The sequence below is a fragment of the Nonomuraea sp. NPDC049684 genome (assembly GCF_044465345.1).
Classification (GTDB): Bacteria; Actinomycetota; Actinomycetes; order Streptosporangiales; family Streptosporangiaceae; genus Nonomuraea.
In genome coordinates this window covers 162,884-180,927 of sequence record NZ_JBITLO010000006.1, presented here as the reverse complement: position 1 = coordinate 180,927, position 18,044 = coordinate 162,884, and the positions used below count along the sequence as shown (strand labels likewise).

General features: G+C 73.5%; 12 protein-coding genes. 4 read left to right on the top strand and 8 right to left on the bottom strand.

Annotated elements, in window-relative coordinates:
• Positions 1–119: 119 nt before the first annotated feature.
• On the bottom strand, positions 120–3,527 hold the full coding sequence (locus tag ACIBST_RS21220) for a phosphodiester glycosidase family protein (protein WP_397173797.1): 3,408 nt from the start codon (positions 3,525–3,527) through the stop codon (positions 120–122).
• 105 nt (positions 3,528–3,632) lie between these two features.
• On the opposite strand from ACIBST_RS21220, the gene ACIBST_RS21215 reads away from it, so the two are divergent.
• Positions 3,633–4,826 (top strand): cytochrome P450, encoded by a 1,194-nt coding sequence (locus ACIBST_RS21215; RefSeq protein ID WP_397173795.1) that lies wholly within the window; start codon positions 3,633–3,635, stop codon positions 4,824–4,826.
• On the opposite strand, the gene ACIBST_RS21210 is transcribed toward ACIBST_RS21215, so the two are convergent.
• Complete coding sequence (locus tag ACIBST_RS21210) at positions 4,786–7,035, bottom strand: hypothetical protein (RefSeq protein WP_397173793.1); 2,250 nt, start codon at positions 7,033–7,035, stop codon at positions 4,786–4,788. The genes ACIBST_RS21215 and ACIBST_RS21210 overlap by 41 nt on opposite strands.
• Positions 7,036–7,104: 69 nt before the next feature.
• On the opposite strand from ACIBST_RS21210, the gene pulA reads away from it, so the two are divergent.
• The 3 genes from pulA (at position 7,105) to ACIBST_RS21195 (ending at position 11,546) form a co-directional block, all read left to right on the top strand.
• Entirely contained in the window at positions 7,105–9,756 is a 2,652-nt protein-coding gene (gene pulA, locus ACIBST_RS21205) for a pullulanase-type alpha-1,6-glucosidase (protein WP_397173791.1), read from the top strand.
• A 156-nt stretch (positions 9,757–9,912) separates the two neighbouring features.
• A complete protein-coding gene (locus ACIBST_RS21200) occupies positions 9,913–10,623 on the top strand; it encodes a hypothetical protein (RefSeq protein WP_397173789.1) in 711 nt (236 codons plus the stop codon).
• 200 nt (positions 10,624–10,823) lie between these two features.
• Complete coding sequence (locus ACIBST_RS21195) at positions 10,824–11,546, top strand: VIT1/CCC1 transporter family protein (RefSeq protein ID WP_397173787.1); 723 nt, start codon at positions 10,824–10,826, stop codon at positions 11,544–11,546.
• 35 nt (positions 11,547–11,581) lie between these two features.
• Here the strand turns inward: ACIBST_RS21195 and ACIBST_RS21190 are convergent, their stop codons facing one another.
• The 6 genes from ACIBST_RS21190 to ACIBST_RS21165 form a co-directional block, all read right to left on the bottom strand.
• Positions 11,582–12,220 carry a LysE family translocator gene (locus ACIBST_RS21190; RefSeq protein WP_397173786.1) on the bottom strand — a complete coding sequence of 213 codons (639 nt, stop codon included), beginning with the start codon at positions 12,218–12,220 and terminating at the stop codon, positions 11,582–11,584.
• Entirely contained in the window at positions 12,217–12,753 is a 537-nt protein-coding gene (locus ACIBST_RS21185) for a hypothetical protein (RefSeq protein WP_397173785.1), read from the bottom strand. The genes ACIBST_RS21190 and ACIBST_RS21185 overlap by 4 nt, the downstream gene beginning before the upstream one ends.
• Positions 12,754–12,772: 19 nt before the next feature.
• Positions 12,773–13,129 (bottom strand): spore germination protein GerW family protein, encoded by a 357-nt coding sequence (locus tag ACIBST_RS21180; protein ID WP_397173784.1) that lies wholly within the window; start codon positions 13,127–13,129, stop codon positions 12,773–12,775.
• 27 nt (positions 13,130–13,156) lie between these two features.
• A complete protein-coding gene (gene zwf, locus ACIBST_RS21175; RefSeq protein ID WP_397173783.1) occupies positions 13,157–14,524 on the bottom strand; it encodes a glucose-6-phosphate dehydrogenase in 1,368 nt (455 codons plus the stop codon).
• A 2-nt stretch (positions 14,525–14,526) separates the two neighbouring features.
• Positions 14,527–16,158 carry a glucose-6-phosphate isomerase gene (pgi, locus tag ACIBST_RS21170; RefSeq protein WP_397173782.1) on the bottom strand — a complete coding sequence of 544 codons (1,632 nt, stop codon included), beginning with the start codon at positions 16,156–16,158 and terminating at the stop codon, positions 14,527–14,529.
• 136 nt (positions 16,159–16,294) lie between these two features.
• Positions 16,295–18,001 (bottom strand): IlvD/Edd family dehydratase, encoded by a 1,707-nt coding sequence (locus ACIBST_RS21165; RefSeq protein ID WP_397173781.1) that lies wholly within the window; start codon positions 17,999–18,001, stop codon positions 16,295–16,297.
• Between the last annotated feature and the right edge of the window lie 43 nt (positions 18,002–18,044).

Below are 18,044 nucleotides of genomic sequence, written 5' to 3'. Positions count from 1 at the left end.
TATCCGGAGGAAGGAGGGGGAATCCCATGACTGCCTAGATTCTTAACCCTTCATCCCGATATTTCGGTATCTGGGAGGGTTTCGGCCGGAGAGGGGGGTTCCCTCTCCGGCCGGGGGCCTCAGGCGGCGGCCTTGGCGGCGAGCGCCACGGTCGCCTGGCGGGTGACCCCGCTGACGGTGACCGCGACCGTCACCTGTCCCGCCCGCAGGGCGGTGATCGTGCCGGTGCCCGGGTCGAGCACCGCCACGTGCCACGGCTTGGCCGTCTGGCGGGTGCCGACGTGCAGGTTGGGCGAGCCGGACCAGGTGACCGAGACCGGGTAGGCGGCCGGGACGGCCCGGTCGTCCTGCCGGATCGCCGCCGTGACCGGCGCGGGCGCGCCGACGGCGACGGTCGCGGGCGCGGTCAGCGTCAGCTCGTCCACGTGCGGCCGCACCTGCGTGCCGATCCAGTCGGGCGCGTCGGTGAACCAGTTGCGCCGGACGTGCTCGGCCTCGGCGGGCGTCACGGGGTCCACGCCCCACAGCGACCAGCCGGTGAAGCCGCCGTCCTCGGGGGCGGTGGCCGGGTTCTTGCCGGAGTTGCCGTTGATGAAGTACGGCACGGCGTCCACGCGCGAGGCGTTGAACGTGCCCACGTGCCCGCCGATGAAGGCCGCGCCCTTGCCGGTGTCGCGCTGGAAGCCGGCCAGCCAGCCCTCGATCAGCGCGGCCTCCTTCCGGTCGCCGAGCTGGCTGCCCTTGCCCGGCGTGGGGTCACGCGGCGGCACGTGGAACAGCACGGCGACCGATCCGACGGAGGCGTCCTTCGCCGCCTTGTCGAGCTCGGAGCGGAGCATCGCGACCTGGTCGTAGCCGCCGCCGCGCAGGTTCAGGCGGGAGGTGTCCAGGGTGACGAAGCGGGTGCCCTTGTGGTCGAAGGTGCCGTACGTGTCGCCGAAGACGGCCTTGAAGTTGTCGATCTTGCCGCCCATGACCTCATGGTTGCCGGGGATGTAGTGATATTTCAGCTCTCCTCCCAGCTCCTCGTCGAGGATCTTCTTCGCCAGCGCGAAGTCCTCCGGCGACGCCTCGTCCACCAGGTCGCCGTTGATCAGCAGGAAGTCGGGCTTGGCGGCCTTGATCTCCTTGAGCGTGCGGCGGGCGTTCCTGACGATGTCGCTGTCGGGGTTCCTGGCCACGAACTGGGCGTCCGACATGACCGCGAACCGCCAGGGCGCCTTGGCCACGTCCGCCTTGACCACGGGGTCGGCGACCTTGGGCACGGCGGGCGCGGTGATCGACGGCGGCACCTTGGCCACCAGGCCGTCGATCATGATGTCGTTGGTGTACTTGGCGTCGGCTCTGGTCTCGGCCACGTAGAAGCGCCGGAGCTTGAGCGGGTAGTTGACCCCGGCGGGCACCGGGAACTCGACGTACTGCCAGCCGGTCCACGTCATGTACGGCCCGCGCAGGATCTGCGACTGGCCGAGCGCGTCGTAGAACTCCAGGCTGGGCCACTCCCCCTTGCCGGTGGAGTTGATCCACAGCCCGAACGCCTGCGGCTGCCCGTCCACCACGATCTGCTGCGGCGGGCTGGCGTACGCGGCCCGGGTGGCGGTCGAGGTGGTGAAGTCGTAGGACAGCTTGAGCCCGCCGCCGCTCTGGCCCGGCGCGGCCGACAGCGAGCCGGTGGCGCGGGCGGCGGCGAAGGTCCACTTGGCCGCGTCCTCGAAGTCGGCGACCGGCTTGGAGTCGAAGCCGACCGTCACCGGGACGGCCGTGGTGATCTTGCCGACCTTGGCGGTGATCAGCCCGGAGCCGGTGGCCTGCCGGGCCTTGACGGTGAAGTAGCCGTGCTCGGCCGGGGTGACCTCGAACAGGTTCCGGTCGTAGTCGAGCGTGAGGTCGTCCGGCTCGATGGGCGCGGAGTTGCCGTTGCGGTCGTAGCCGACGACGCCGAAGGCGGCGCTGCCGTCGGCGCCCGCGATGCCGAGCCGGTCGGCCGTGGCGCCGAGCCGCTGCAACGGCTGGAGCACGGTCAGGCCGATCGTGCCCTTGGCGCCGCCGCGCGCGGCGGTGACCGTGGTCTGGCCGGGCACCAGGGCGTGGAACCTGCCGTTCCTGATCACGCCGTGCACGGCCGGGTTGGCCCGCCAGGACGGCGTGCCGGCCGCGGGGCCGTACGTCTCGTCGTAGCCGGCCGCGGTCAGCCGCCTGGTCAGGCCGGGGAAGACGCGGTCGGGACGGCCGCCCGCGACCGGGCCGACGCCGGGCGCCTTGGCCGGGTCGCTCGCCGTCTCCAGCCAGAAGCCCTTGAGCTTGCCGCTGCCCTCGGGGGCGTACAGCGCCAGGCCGTTGGGCACGTGGCGCTCGCCGCCGTCGGAGGGGCTGTTCTCCACCTGCACCTCGGCCGAGCCGGGCTCGCGGGCCAGCAGGGTGGAGGAGCCGCCGCCGTCGAGGTTGAGCGCGTTGGCCGCGCCCAGGTCCACCATCATGGCGGCCAGCTCGTTGAGCGTGACGCCGCGGCTGTCGGCCTGGCGGCCGTCCACGGTCAGCAGGTACATCTTCCTGCCGTCGGCGGAGAAGCCCACGGCGGTGCGCGGGTGCGCGGCCGGGTCGGTGCTGTTCTGCACGACGCCGTCCTTGACCAGGACGTAGTTGCCGCCGACGGCCGCCTTGACGGCGGAGCCGTCCGACGCCTTCGGCTGGTACTTCACCTCCACGCGGTCGCCGGCCTTCAGGGCCGACAGGGCGGCGGCGCCGGCGTCCCGGCCGAGCAGGATCGTGGTGCCGGCGGGGATGGGCCCGGCGCCGGCGGCGTTGCGCACCTCGGTGACCACGCCGTCCACCAGCACGACCTCGGCGACGGTGGCGGCGCCCTCGACGGCGCGGGCCCGGCTGTAGGAGCCCCACAGCGGCGTGAACAGGCCGACGCCGCCGTTCTGCACCATCTGGTTGAACTGGGTGAGCGCGATCGGCGCGCCGCCGGAGGGCGTGGCGGTGCCCTCGAAGTACATCTTGAGCACCCGCCCGACGCCGTCGCCGGTGACGGCCACCGCGTTGTCGTGCCCGGCGGCCGGCGACTGGACCAGCGTGCCGTCCTGCACCCCGATGCCCTGGGCGGCGCCGGAGTTGTTGATGTCGAAGAAGTCGCCGTTGACCGCGGCGACCGCGCGGGAGCGCCCGGCGGGGCCGGACAGCGGCTCGGTCTTGGTCACCTCGCCGGAGAAGACGTAGTCGGCCCTGGGCCCGCCCTTGCCGCCGCCGAGGTCGGCGGTCAGCGCGTCGGCGCGCAGCCAGCCCAGCGCGTCGTAGGTGTCGAACGAGGTCAGAGAGAGGCCCGGCGCGACCGGCCGGGTCCTCTTGGCCGTCTCCAGCCGGGGCTGCCCGGCGGTGGCCTGGCTGATCAGCGTGGAGGGCGGCGGGTAGGAGGACGCCTTCAGCGCGTCCTCGGCGGGCGGGGCGGGGTCGGCCTGCGCGGGCGCGCTCAGGGCCACCGGCCCTAACACGAGCGCGGCGGCGGCCAGGAAACGGAGGGTCTGCACGACCGAACTCAATCGTTCGTGGATATAAGTTTCAAGACTTCGGAGTGAACTAAAAGAAAATTTCAGATCTTGTGGCGTCCCGGGCCACGCCCGACGATGGGACGCGTGGATCGACAGGCGCTCTACCGCGACCCGTACCCGCTCTACGCCCGCGCCCGCGCCGCCCCCGGCCTCACCTTCGTCGAGGAGCTGGACGCCTGGCTGGTGGCCCGGCACGACGACGTGCGCGAAGTGCTGTCCAGGCCGGACGACTTCTCCTCCCGGGGCGCCCTGCGGCCCGACGTGATCCCGAGCCCGCGGGCCTTCGCCGAGCTGGCCGGGGTGCCGGGCGGCGCGCCCGTGGTGCTGAGCAGCGACGGCGAGGCGCACCGGCGTTACCGCAGGCCGCTCACCCGCGGCCTGTCGCCCGCCCGGGTGGCGGCCGCGGTGCCGTTCGTCACCGCCACGGCCGCCGGCCTGGTCGCCGCGTTCGCCGAGGCGGGCGGGGGCGAGTGGATGTCCGGCTACGCCAGGCCGCTGCCCGCCGCCGTGATCGGCCACCTGCTGGGCCTGGACCCGGCCGACGTGCCCACCGCGATCAGGGGCGGCTTCCGGGCCGAGGACCTGCTGTTCACCCCGATGCCCGAGGACGAGCAGATCGCCGCCGCCCGCGACGTGGCCGGGCTGCGGCGCCTGCTGGCCGCCCACGCCGCCCGTTCAGGCGAATCCGGCGACCTGACCGGCGAGGTGGTGCGCGGCCTGGCGCCCGGCCCCGGCGAGCCGACGGCCGCCCAGCGCGACGAGATCGCCTCCAACGTCGAGAACGTCATGCTCGCCGGGCACCTCACCACGACCGCGCTGCTCGGCTCGGTCGTGCACCGCCTGCTGCGCGACCGCCGCCAGTGGGAGCTGCTGTGCGCGAGCCCGGCCGAGCTGATCCCGGCCGCGATCGAGGAGGCCGCCCGGTACGAGGCGCCCGTCCAGGGCTTCCGCCGCCGCGTCACCAGGCCGCTCACCCTGGCCGGCACGCCGTTGGAGGAGGGTTCGACGGTCTTCGTCTCCTTCGCCTCGGCCGGCCGCGACGAGGCGGTGCACGAGCGGCCCGACGTCTTCGACATCACCCGGCCGCGCGCCCGCCATCTGGCGTTCGGGCACGGCGTGCACGGCTGCCCCGGCGCGTTCCTGGCCCGCGAGCAGCTCCGGGTGACGCTGGAGCTGCTGGTGGCCGAGCTGCCCGGCCTCCGGCTGGCCCGCCCGGACGTCGTGATGGCCGCCACGCTCATCCACCGCGCGCCCGAGGAACTCCATCTGAACTGGTGAGCCGGGCCAGGGTCTCCTCGTAGGCCGGGTCGAGCCAGTAGTCGGAGTGCCAGCGCGCCTCGGGCAGCGGCTCGCCCGGCCCCGGCTGGAGCGGGTCCCAGCAGAACCGGTCGACGGTCTGCTCCCCCTCGCCCGCCGGACGCGGCCCGAACGGGTCGACCCGGCGGAAGACCGGCCCCCCGATGGGGTCGCTCAGCCGGTAGAGGTTCGTCCAGCGGACGGCGTCGCGCATCGCCGACAGGCCGGGGGTGCCGAAGTAGGCGGGGAAGAAGGCGGCGTACAGGCGGCGCAGCGGCGAGCCGTGGGTGAGCAGCCGGAGGCGGGGCCGCAGCTCGGGCCGTACCTGGAGGACGAGCGCGGCGGTGAGCACGCTGCCCTGGCTGTGCCCGGACAGCACCACCTCGTCGCCGGCGGTCCTGGTCAGGGTCTTGACCCGGGCCAGCAGCTCGGGGATCACCCGCTCGGTGTAGCAGGGCGGCGCCAGCGGGTGGATGGCCCTGGGCCAGAAGGTCGAGACGTCCCACAGGATGCCGACCGTGCGGCGCAGCCGCGTGTCGCTGTACGTCCGGCGGCCCAGCAGGACCAGGCCCACGACGATCGCCGTCATGGCCCAGCTCCCGATCGAGGCCAGCAGGCCGGCCAGCCCGCCCACCGGGGCGAACAGGTGGAACCGGTAGATCACGGTCACCGCGCCGGAACCGGCCACGCCGACGCCGGTGAGCACGGCCAGCACGAGCCCGGCGCGGTCGGTGAGCGCGGCCAGCGCCCACTTGCCGGCCACGTCCCGGTCGTAGGAGCCGTAGTAGGGGGTCAGCTTCGGGGTGAGCGCGGCGGCGGCCGACCCGCGCGACAGCCACAGCTCGGCCGCCACGGCGACGAACCCGATCACCAGCAGCGGCACGAGCGCGGCCGTCCACCAGACCGGGTCGTCGAGGTAGAGGCGGCGGTCGACCGGCCCCGGCTCGGCGACCGAGGCGGGCACGCCGAAGAACGTGGCGGTCCAGAACAGCAGGCCGAGGGCGAGCACGTTGGCGCTGCCGGCCGCCACCATCAGCGTGAACCAGGCCGCCATGCCGCACATCGCCCGCCGCTCGATCGGGTCGCCGGTCTCGGCCGGCCGGTCCATGCGCGCCAGGACGAACGTCGCCACCAGGATGAACAGCCCGAGCCCGACAGTCAGCGCGAACTGGAACGCTCCAACGCCGATGCCGGGCAGTTGCCGCCCGGGCAGCGCGGGCGACATCCCGGCCAGGGCGGCGGCGATCGTGGACACGAACGTCAGCGGCCCGGCCACCCGCAGCACCCGGCACGCGCCGGTGAGCCAGGGCGGGACCGCCTCGCCGGGGGCCAGCCGCCTGGCGATGCCGGGCAGCGCCGCCAGCACGGCGGCGGCGACCTGGACGGCGGCGTTGGCGGCCGTGAGAGCCAGCCCCCGCGGGTCGCCCACGAACGGCGCCGACACCGCCAGGCCGATCGACCCCAGCGCGAAGGCGACGTGCACGGCCCGCAACCGCCATACGGGCGCGCCGCCGTGCCACAACCGCGGCCGGGCCAGCAACGGCCCGGGACGCGAGCCGCCGTCGTGCGGGACCCCGGTCTGCTCGTCGCGCTCCCAGGTGCGCCGCGCCAGCCACCACAGCAGCACGACCACCGCGAACGGCGCCAGCGCGGCGACCGCCAGCCGCCGCGACGGCTCGGCGCCCCACAGCTCGCTCATCCAGTGGACCCAGGCTGGCGCGCTCTCGCGGGCGCAGGCCCGGCCGGCCGCGGTGCACTGCCAGCCGACGAGGTCGACGCTCGCCCGGGTGACCGCGCCCACGAGGGTGCCGGTGAGCAGCAGCGCGAACAGCCGCTGCGCGGCCTCGGCCACGTGCCGCAGGCGGGCGCCGGCCGGTGGCCTGGGGAGCATGAAGTAGGACAGGTTGGCCAGGGAGAAGGGCAGCAGGAGCAGCCAGAGGGCGATGGTCCTGCCGCCGGAGGTGAGGCCGCCCCAGGCGTAGGCCTCGCGATGGCGGACGCCGGGCACGTCGTCCTGCTCGCCGTCGGGGCGTCCGCCGGGCCACCAGCGGCGGTAGAAGCCGGTGGTGGCGTCGCCGGCGATCTGGCGGGGGTGGGGATGGTTGAGGATGCTCGCCGGCGGGGTGCCGGAGACGCCGTGCACACGTAGTTCGGTCATGCCTCCGCAGGTGGGGTCCAGGAATCCGTCCATGAGCCCAGGATCACGCAAAGTCACCGATTACGCAAAGTAATGGCATGGTCACTGAATCAGCGTCCGGGCGTGCGCCTGGCCGGGCCCGTGTTCCGCCGCCCGGCGCGGCGTCCTCGCATGGGCCGCCGCCGGGCGGGCACCATGATCTACGTGACCGCGATCGGCGACGGCGAGGCGCGGGCCCACTGGATCGACAGGGAGACGGTCGTCTGGACGGTGGATCCGTCGCTGACGCACGCGCTGGCCTTCGCCCCGGCCGGCGGCATCGCCTGCCACGACGGCCGCCTGACCGGCCATGCCGTGACCGTCCCGCTCACGCCGGGCGAGCTGGACGACGCGCGGCGGCGGGCGTGGCCGCACCTGGCCGGCGGCACCGCGCTCAAGCTGCGCCGCGAGGACGCCGGGCGGGTGAAGGAGGCGCTGCGCGGCCAGGTGGTGGCCGTGGCCCGCGACGGCTCGGGCGCGGTGGCCGCGGCGACCGGCGTGCAGATCCCGGGCGTGCTCGACGACGTCTACGCCGGGGCCGTGCGCGCCGGGCTCGGGCCGTCGGGACGGCTGCTGCCCCGGCTGGCCCTGTGGGCCCCCACCGCACGGCGGGTGGAGCTGGCGCTCGGCGGCCGCCGGCACGCGATGCGGCTGGACGAGGAGACCGGCGTGTGGTCGATCCGCGGCCTGCCCACCTGGTACGGCAAGGACTACACCTACCGCGTCACCGTCTACTCCCCCGCCGCGGGCCGCGTCGTCACCAGCGAGGTCACCGACCCCTACAGCCTGGCCACCGCGCCTGACGGGGTGCGCAGCAGGCTGGTGAGCCTGGACGACCCCGCGCTCAAGCCGCCCGGCTGGGACCGCCTGGCCAAGCCCGTCCCGGTGCCGCTGGACCGGGCGGTGATCTACGAGCTGCACGTGCGCGACTTCTCCGCCTCCGACGCCACCGTGCCCGAGGAGCTGCGCGGCACGTACGCGGCCTTCGGCCACGACGGCGACGGCATGCGCGAGCTGCGCGCGCTGGCCGCGGACGGCCTCACCCACGTGCACCTGCTGCCGGTGTTCGACCTGGCCACGATCCCCGAGCGCCGGTCGGACCGGACCGAGCCCGGCTGCGACCTCGCCGCCCTGCCGCCCGACTCCGAGCGGCAGCAGGAGATCGTGGCGCTCACCGCCGACCGCGACTCCTTCAACTGGGGCTACGACCCGCAGCACTACACCGTGCCCGAGGGCTCGTACGCGACCGACCCGGACGAGCGGATCAGGGAGTTCCGCGCGATGGTCGCCGCGCTGAACGAGGCCGGGCTGCGCGTGGTCATGGACGTGGTCTACAACCACGCCCATTCGGCGGACGTGCTGGACCCGATCGTGCCCGGCTACTACCACCGCCTGCTGGAGGACGGCTCCCTGGCCACCTCCACCTGCTGCGCCAACACCGCGCCCGAGCACGCCATGATGGGCCGGCTGGTGGTCGACTCGGTGCGCACCTGGGCCAGGCAGTACAAGGTGGACGGCTTCCGCTTCGACCTCATGGGCCACCACCCGAAAGCCAACATCCTGGCCGTACGAGCCGCGCTCGACGCGCTCACCCCCGAGCGCGACGGCGTGGACGGCCGCTCGATCATCCTGTACGGCGAGGGCTGGAGCTTCGGCGAGGTGGCCGGGGACGCCAGGTTCGACCAGGCCACGCAGGCCAACATGGCCGGCACCGGCATTGGCACGTTCGACGACCGGCTGCGGGACGCGGTGCGCGGCGGCGGCCCGTTCGACGCCGACCCGCGCGTGCAGGGGTACGGCTCCGGCCTGGCCGGCGCGCCCAACGGCGCGCCCGCCAACGGCTCGGAGGAGCAGCAGCGCGAGCGCCTGCGCCACTGCACCGAGCTGGTCATGCTGGGCCTGACCGGCGGCCTGCGCGACTACGTGCTGCCCTCGGGCCGCGCGGGCTCGCAGGTCGGCCACAACGGCGCCGCCGCCGGTTACGCCGCCCGGCCGGACGACGTCGTGTCTTACGTGGACGCGCACGACAACGAGACGCTGTTCGACGCGCTGGTCTACAAGCTGCCCGCGGGCACGCCGATGGCCGACCGGGTGCGCATGCAGGTGCTGTCGCTGGCCACGGTGCTGCTGGGGCAGGGGGCGGCGTTCGTGCACGCGGGCAGCGAGCGGCTGCGCTCGAAGTCGCTCGACCGCAACTCCTACGACTCCGGCGACTGGTTCAACCGGCTGCTGTGGGACTGCTCGGCGGGCAACGGGTTCGGCGCGGGCCTGCCGCCGCGGGCGGACAACGAGGCGGCCTGGCCCTACGCCCGGCCGCTGCTGGCCGACCCGGCCCTGCGTCCGGGCTGCGCGGAGATCGGGGCGGCGCGGGCGGCGTTCGGGGAGCTGCTGCGGATCAGGGCCTCGACCCCGGCGTTCGCGCTGGGCACGGCGGAGGAGGTGCGGCGGCGGCTGTCGTTCCCGGCCGGCGGCGAGGGCGTGATCGTGATGCGGGTGGACACCGCGGGGCTGGACCCGCGCTGGGACGCGGTGGTCGTGGTGCTCAACCCCACCCCGTCGCCCTGCACGCGGGCGCCGGGGGTGCCGCCGGGCCGCCGGGTGGCGCTGCACCCGGTGCAGGCGGCGTCGGCGGACGAGGTGGTCAGGCGGTCGTCCTACGACCCGGCGGCCGGCACGCTGACGGTTCCGGCCCGTACGGCCGCAGTTTTCGTCATAAATGCCGAAAATTCCTCATAAATTAAATTCTTTGGTGCCATAACCATGAATAGCGGTTGAGGAATGATCGCATCGCCTGAGGGAACCATTCCTGTGGAAGATGCCCGATCACTGGCTTTGACGCGCCCGACAGCGCAAACTGGCTGGACGGCGATCGCGTGGAGCATGGAGCACCCCGTGGACAATCACCTTGATCACATGCCGGTCCTGTCCCGCGGCAGGCATCGCAACCCGAAGCGCGGCGCCTGTTTCATGGAACTGGCGTCCTACCTGGCCGGCGAGCGGTGGAGCGACCACCCGGCCTGCACCCATCCGCTGCTGGCCGCACTCGCCCGCCTGGTCAACGACAACACCGGCGACGAGAGCCGCGCCCAGCTGGTCGGGCTCGTGCCGTCCATCATCGGGCTGGCCGGCGACGACCTGCGGATCGACGCGCACATCGCGCTGCGCTGCGCGACCACGGCCCTGCCCGTCGCCGCCGCCGAGCGCCAGCTCGCGCTCGCGGTGTCGGTGCTGGCGGCCGAGGAGATGCTGGCCAGGCTCGACGGCGCGCCGTCCGGCCGGTTGAGCGAGCTGAGCCGCCACGCGATGGAGCAGGTGCCGCACGCGGCCGAGCAGGCCAGGCGCTTCAGCCGGGCCGCCAAGATCACCGAGAAGGGCTTCCGCCGGTACGCGGCGCCCAACGCGGTGCAGCTCGCCGTGGTCGGCATCGTCCAGGCGTGCATCAAGGACCCCGACGCGCTGCTGCGCAGGCTGCTGGAGGACGCGATCGCCGACTGCGACGCGATCGTCAACGGCCCGAAGGCCGCCCGGTCCAGCGCCGCTCAGCCCGGTTCGGCTCAGCCCGATCCCGCTGAGCCGGCTCCCGCCAGCCCGGCGCACGCCTGACCTCGTCCGCGTCCCTCCGGCTCCTGCGCGCCGCGGGCTCCGGGGGGACGTTCGCGTTTCCGTCCCCGGGCACGTGATCGTGCGTGCACGATCGGTGACGCAGCGGGAAAATCGCAGATCAGGCTAGCCTCTCCTTCGTTGCGGATCATCCCGGAAGGGCCTAGATTCCCGGACGAACTGCCAATACGGGGAGGATTGTCATGACCATCGAGCTTGCCCGGCCCTACTCTCCCGAGAAGCACCACAGCCACCGTGACGTCACCGGCGGCTGGTTGCGTCCGGCGGTGTTCGGGGCGATGGACGGGCTGGTCTCCAACGTGGCGCTCATCGCCGGCGTCGTGGGCGCCGCGGGCGCCGGGCGCGGCGCGGTGCTCGCCGGGTTCGCCGGGCTCGTCGCCGGGGCGTGCTCGATGGCGGCGGGCGAGTACACATCGGTGCGCTCCCAGACCGAGCTGATGCGGGCCGAGATCGCCGTGGAGCGGCGCGAGCTGGCCCGCAACCCCGACGGCGAGCGGGCCGAGCTGGCCGCCCTCTACCGGTCGCGCGGCCTGGACGCCGACCTCGCCCGCCGGGTCGCCGAAGGGCTGTCGGCCGACCCGGAGCAGGCGTTGCGCGTGCACGTGCGCGAGGAGCTGGGCGTCGACCCCGACGACCTGCCCTCGCCCTACCTGGCGGCCGGCTCGTCGTTCCTCGCCTTCGCCGCGGGGGCGCTGGTGCCGCTGGCGCCGTTCCTGTTCGGGGCGTCGGGGCTGTTCCCGGCGCTGGCGCTGAGCATGGTGGCGCTGTTCGGGTTCGGCGCGGCGGTGGCCGTGATGACCGCGCGGCCGTGGTGGCTGGGCGGGCTGCGCCAGCTCGGGCTGGGCGCGGGCGCCGCCGCCGTCACCTTCGGCCTCGGGCACCTGCTCGGCGTCGCCGTCTCCTGACGCGGCCGCTCACGGCCTGGCCGTCGAGAGGCCGCTCAGGGGCGGCCGGCGACGGCCAGGTTGACGCCGAGGCCGATGAGCGCGGCGCCGGTCAGGCCGTCCACCGCCTTGCGCACGCCGGGCCGGGCGAACACCCAGCGCAGCGTGCTCACCACGTTCGCCACCGTGAGGAACCAGACCATCGTGCCGGCCAGCGCGACCGCCGACAGCAGCAGCGTGTCGCCGAACGCGGCCTCCTCGCTGAGGAAATGCGGCACCAGGGCCACGAAGAACAGCGCGGCCTTGGGGTTGAGCACGTTGGTCAGCAGCCCTTCGGTGAAGGCCGCCCACGGGCCGCGGCTCGCGGGTGCGGGCAGGCCGAGGTCGAGCGGGCCGCCCTTGCGCAGGGCCGCGCGCAGCGCCTTGACCCCCAGGTAGAGCAGGTAGGCGGCGCCGACGACCTTGACCACGGTGAAGGCCATGGCCGAGGCCGCCAGCAGCGCGGCCACGCCGGTGCCGGCGGCCACCACCCACACGGCCACGCCCAGGGCGATCCCGGCCGCCGCGGCCATGCCGTGCCCGCGGCCGGACAGCGCCGAGCGGCGGACCACGACCGCGAAGTCGGGGCCGGGCGACATGGCCCCGAGCATCACCAGGGCGCCGAATCCCACGAACTGCGTCAAGGAGGTCATCATGGCGTCCACCTTACGAGGACCCGGCCCTCGGGGATCAAGGTGGACAGCTCCCACGTCCAGCTCGGCACGGTGATCATCTCGGCCGGGTGGTCGAGCGGGACGGGCGTGTCCAGCAGGACGGAGTGCGGCGTGAGCGGCAGCCCGCCGCCGGGGACGACGACGCTCACCAGCGGGGTGCGCAGGCTGGGCCCGTCGGGCTCGTCCAGGTCGCTGGACACCCAGGCGGGCTCGCCGGCGAAGAACGTGCACACCAGCGCCCCCGCCGGCGCCGCGCCGGAGTGGCGCAGGGCGCCGGCGGGCAGCCAGGCGTGCTCCCCCGGCAGGTACGCCACCCCCGACACCCGAAGCTCGCCCTCCAGCAGCACGAACTCCTCCCCCGCCAGGTAGTGGCCGCGGCCGGGACGGCTCCACCGGGGCGGGAAGCGGACCAGCGACGTGCCGCCGCCCAGCGGGACGACCCGTACCGGCAGGTTGGAGCCGGGCAGTAGCGCCTCGTGGCCGGGCAGCCCCGCGTCGAGCAGATCGATGAGCACGTCAGATGATGTGCCCCCGTTACCTCCTGTGACGCCACTTCTTGAAGATGGTCCGGATCGTCAGCACCAGGGCGAGGCCGACGAGCTGGCCGCCGAGCACGATCCGGTTGACGTCGACGGCCGGACGCCACTGCACGTCGCCGTCCTTGACCACGAAGACCCCGGCGGGGGTGGCGCTGTAGCCGAAGCCGCCACCGCCGCCGCTGCCGAGCTCCGCCCCCTTCTCGTCCCGGCCCTGCCCCTGACCTGCCCCGCCGCCCTGGGCGACCCGGGCGACGGGGATGACCAGGACGTCGCCGTGGTGGATCGGCTCACCGAAGACGCGCCTGACGGTGACGGCGTCCTTCGACTGCTCCAGCAGCTCCTTGATGTCCATGGGCCCATCGTTCACCCGGATCGGCCGCTAGTCGAACGTGGTGGAGATCTCGTGCCAGCCGCCCGGCGGGATCTTCTCCGCCGGTTCCGGCCCCCAGGTGCCCTTCTCGTACGGCAGCGGCTGGTCGGGCAGGTCGAGCAGCCGGCCGACGATCCGCCACGACTCCTCCACCAGGTCGAACCGGGCGAACCGCCGCGGGTCGCCGCTGACGGCGTCGGTCAGGATGCGCTCGTAGGCGGCCTCCATCGGCCCGAGCACCTTGGTGAAGTCGACGCTCACCGGCACCGGGATCGTCCGCTGCCGGCCCGGCTCCTTGGCCAGGACGTCGAAGGTCACCCCGGCGTCGGGCTGCAGCCGGAACCTGATGAGGTTGGGCCCCGGCGGCACGTCGCCGCCGCGGAACATCGTCACCGGCGGCTTGCGCAGCTCGGCCACGATCTCCAGGTCGGTGGTGGGCAGCGCCTTGCCCGAACGGATGCACCAGGGCACGCCCGCCCAGCGCCAGCTGTCGATGTAGAGCCGCATGGCGACGAACGTCTCGGTGGTGGAGCCGGGCCGCACGCCGGGGGTGTCGAGGTAGCCGTCGTACTGGCCGCGCACGACGTGGGCCGGGTCGACGGCCTGGACGGCGCGCAGCACCCGCCACTTCTCGTCGAGCTGGGCGCGGGCGTCCATGGACGGCGGCGGGTCCATCGCCAGGATGGCCAGCAGTTGCAGCAGGTGGTTCTGGACCACGTCGCGGACCGTGCCGTTGGCGTCGTAGAAGCCGCCGCGGTCGGCGACGTCGAAGTCCTCGGCCATGGTGATCTGCACGCTGCGCACGAAGTTCCGGTTCCACAGCGGTTCGAGCAGCATGTTGGCGAACCGGAACACCATGAGGTCCTCGACCGGCTCCTTGCCCAGGAAGTGGTCGACCCGCCGCAGGTGGTCCTCGTCGAAGTACTTCAGCAGCTCGTCGTTGAGCCTGCGCGCGGAGTCGAGGTCGTGCCCGAACGGCTTCTCCACCACGAGCCTGGCCTCGTGGTTGAGCCCGGCGCCGGCCAGCCCCTCGGCGACGACGGAGAACAGCGCGGGCGGCACCGCCAGGTAGTGGACGAGGAACCCCTTGCCCTCGACCTCCTCCCGCAACCTGGCGAACGTCTCGGGGTCGCGGTAGTCGCCGGCCACCAGCCGCAGGTTGCCGGCCAGCTTCTCGAACGCCGCGTCCTGGACGCCGCCGCACGCCTCGCGGGCGTGCTCGCGCAGCGCGTCGAGGTCCATGTCGGTCTTGGCGACGCCGATGATCGGCAGGTCGAGCCTGCCGTCGGCGGTCAGGTGGTAGAGCGCGGGGAGCAGCATCTTGCGCGCGAGGTCCCCCGTGACGCCGAACAGGACCAGCGCGCCCGCCCGCCCCATCTCTAGGCCCGCCTTCCGCGCAGCTCGCGGTACCTGCGCACGAGTTGCTCGGTCGAGGAGTCGGGGAAGGTCTGCGGCGGCTCGTCGGAGGTGAGCGCGGGCGCCACGTCGAGCGCCATCTTCTTGCCCAGCTCGACGCCCCACTGGTCGAAGGAGTCGACGCCCCAGATCGTGCCCTCGACGAACACGATGTGCTCGTAGAGCGCGACGAGCTGGCCCAGCGTGGACGGCGTGAGCTTGGTCGCCAGGATCGTCGAGGTGGGCCGGTTGCCCGGCATCACCTTGTGCGGCACGATCTCCGGCGGCGTGCCCTCGCCCGCGATCTCCTCGGCGGTCTTGCCGAAGGCCAGCGCGCTGGTCTGGGCGAGCAGGTTGGCGGTGAGCTGGTCGTGCATGCCCTCGCGGTCCTCGAACGGCTCGGCGAAGCCGATGAAGTCGGCCGGGACGAGCCGGGTGCCCTGGTGCAGGAGCTGGTAGAAGGCGTGCTGGCCGTTGGTGCCCGGCTCGCCCCAGAAGATCTCGCCGGTCGGGACGGTCACCGGGCTGCCGTCGGCGCGCACCGACTTCCCGTTGGACTCCATGGTGAGCTGCTGGAGGTAGGCGGGGAAGCGGTGCAGCCGCTGGCTGTAGGGCAGCACGGCGCGGGTCTCGGCGCCGAAGAAGTCGGTGTACCAGATGCCGAGCAGGGCCATCAGGACCGGCATGTTGGCGTCGAAGGGCGCGGTGCGGAAGTGCTCGTCCATGCTGTGGAAGCCGGACAGCATCTCGCGGAACCGGTCCGGCCCGACGGCGATCATCAGCGACAGGCCGATGGCGCCGTCGAAGGAGTAGCGGCCGCCCACCCAGTCCCAGAAGCCGAACATGTTGTCGGTGTCGATGCCGAACTCGGCGACCTTGCCGGCGTTGGTGGAGACGGCCACGAAGTGCTTGGAGACCGCGTCCTCGCCCAGCGCGCCGGCCAGCCAGGACCGGGCGACCCTGGCGTTGGTCAGCGTCTCCAGCGTGGTGAAGGTCTTGGAGGCGACCACGAACAGGGTGGTGGCCGGGTCGAGGTCGCGCAGGTTGCCCAGGATGTCGGCGGGGTCGATGTTGGAGACGAACCTGGCCTCGACGCCGGCGTCCACGTAGTCGCGCAGCGCCTCGTAGGCCATGGCCGGGCCGAGGTCGGAGCCGCCGATGCCGATGTTGACCACGGTCCTGATCGGCTGCCCGGTGGCGCCCTTCCACTCCTTGGACCTGACGCGGTCCGCGAAGGCGCTCATCTTGTCCAGCACCGCGTGCACGTCGGCCACGACGTCCTGGCCGTCGACGACCAGCTCGGCGTTCTCCGGCATGCGCAGCGCGACGTGCAGGACGGCGCGGTCCTCGCTCACGTTGATGTGCTCGCCGCCGAACATCGCGGCGATGCGCTCGCGCAGGCCCGCCCGCTCGGCCAGGGCCACCAGCAGGTCGATCGTCTCCTGGGTGGCGCGGTGCTTGGCGTAGTCGAGGTAGAGGTCCCCGGCGCTCACCGTCATCCGCCCGGCCCTGCCCGGGTCCTCCGCGAACAGCTCACGAAGCTGCTTTCCCGCCAGCTCCTCGTGATGCTTGCCCAGAGCCGCCCACTCCTGGCTCTGGCTGATGTCGCCGTTCACCGCTTCCTCCTCATGCGTCGTCAAACCTGATCACATCGTCCCGTACTCGCGGGAGATCCGCTGAGCCGGGCTCCCGTCAGGGAACCCCGTACCCCACGGGGATGATTCCGCGCATGGCGCCGGGCACTCTTTGCTTTCAGTGGGACTCCCGGCCGGGCGCGTCGCCGGAGGAGCCCGTCAGGAAGTCGAGGTCGGCGCCCAGGTGCGCCTGCGTGACGTGGTCGACGTACAGGCGCTGCCAGCCGCGGGCCGGACGGGCGTGGCCGGTCATGACCGGCTCCCTGGCGGCCAGCTCGGCCTCGGGGACGTCGACGTCGAGCCGCCTGGCCGCCACGTCGAGCACGATCGGGTCGCCGGTGCGCACCCGCGACAGCGGGCCGCCGGCCGCCGCCTCCGGCGAGGCGTGCAGGACGACCGTGCCGTACGCGGTGCCGCTCATCCGGGCGTCGCTGACCCGCACCATGTCGCGCACCCCCCTGGCCAGCAGCTTGCGCGGCAGCGGCAGGTTGCCGACCTCCGGCATGCCCGGGTAGCCCCTGGGCCCGCAGCCGCGCAGCACCAGCACCGAGGTCTCGTCGACGTCGAGGCCGGGCGAGTCGAGCCGGGCGCGGGCGTCCTCGACGCCGTCGAAGACGATCGCCCTGCCGCGGTGGCGCAGCAGCTCAGGCGAGGCGGCCGCGGGCTTGATCACGGCGCCGTCGGGCGCCAGGTTGCCGCGCAGCACGGCGATGCCCGCGTCGGGCAGCAGCGGGTCGGAGCGCCGCCGGATCACGGTGTCGTCCCAGATCTCGGCGCCGGCCAGGTGCTCGACCAGCGGCCTGCCGGTGACGGTGATCGCCGCGGGGTCGAGCAGGTCCTCGACCTCCCGCAGCAGGGCGGCCAGGCCGCCCGCCCTGAACAGGTCGTCCATCAGGTGGCGGCCGGCGGGCTGGAGATCGGCCAGCAGCGGCACGCCGGAGCCGGCCCGGTCGAAGTCGTCGAGGCTCAGCTCGACGCCGAGCCGCCCGGCGATGGCCAGCAGGTGCACGACCGCGTTGGTCGAGCCGCCGATCGCGGCCAGCGTCACGATGGCGTTGAGGAAGGAGGCCCGGGTCATGACGTGGCTGGGACGGCGGCCCGCGCCTACCAGCTCCACGGCCAGCCGGCCGCTGACGTGCGCGCGTTCCAGCAGGCGGCTGTCGGGGGCCGGGGTGCCGGCCGTGCCGGGCAGCGTCATGCCGAGCGCCTCGGCCATGCAGGCCATGGTGGAGGCGGTGCCCATCGTGTTGCAGTGGCCGCGGCTGCGGATCATGGACGACTCGGAGGCGAGGAACGCCTCGCGGGACAGCGTGCCGGCCCGCACCTCCTCGCTGAGCCGCCACACGTCGGTGCCGCAGCCGAGCGGCACGCCGCGGAAGTGCCCGGTCAGCATGGGCCCGCCGGGCACGACGAGCGCCGGCAGGTCGACCGAGGCGGCGGCCATGAGCAGCGCCGGGATCGTCTTGTCGCAGCCGCCGAGCAGCACCACGCCGTCGATCGGGTTGGCCCGCAGCAGCTCCTCGGCGGCCATCGCGGCCAGGTTGCGCCAGAGCATGGCGGTCGGGCGCACGTTCGTCTCGCCCAGCGACAGGACGGGCAGGTCGAGCGGCACGCCCCCGGCCTCCCACACGCCGTTCATGACGCTGCGGGCGACCTCGTCGAGGTGGGAGTTGCACGGCGCGAGGTCGGAGGCGCTGTTGGCGATGGCGATGTGCGGCCGCTCGCCCTCGAACGCCTCGCGCGGCAGGCCGCGGCGCATCCAGGCCCGGTGGATGTAGGAGTTCCTGTCGTCACCGGAGTACCAGAGGGAACTGCGCAGCGCCATGTGACGGCACATTATCGGCAGCCCGGGGATTCAGCACCGCCTG

What these genes read in the sequence shown, in the direction of transcription:
- ACIBST_RS21210 (WP_397173793.1), bottom strand. Translation starts at nt 7,035, where the DNA reads ATGGACGGATTCCTGGACCCCACCTGCGGAGGCATGACCGAACTACGT.
- ACIBST_RS21195 (WP_397173787.1), top strand. Translation starts at nt 10,824, where the DNA reads ATGACCATCGAGCTTGCCCGGCCCTACTCTCCCGAGAAGCACCACAGC.
- ACIBST_RS21190 (WP_397173786.1), bottom strand. Translation starts at nt 12,220, where the DNA reads ATGATGACCTCCTTGACGCAGTTCGTGGGATTCGGCGCCCTGGTGATG.
- ACIBST_RS21180 (WP_397173784.1), bottom strand. Translation starts at nt 13,129, where the DNA reads ATGGACATCAAGGAGCTGCTGGAGCAGTCGAAGGACGCCGTCACCGTC.
- zwf (WP_397173783.1), bottom strand. Translation starts at nt 14,524, where the DNA reads ATGGGGCGGGCGGGCGCGCTGGTCCTGTTCGGCGTCACGGGGGACCTC.
- ACIBST_RS21165 (WP_397173781.1), bottom strand. Translation starts at nt 18,001, where the DNA reads ATGGCGCTGCGCAGTTCCCTCTGGTACTCCGGTGACGACAGGAACTCC.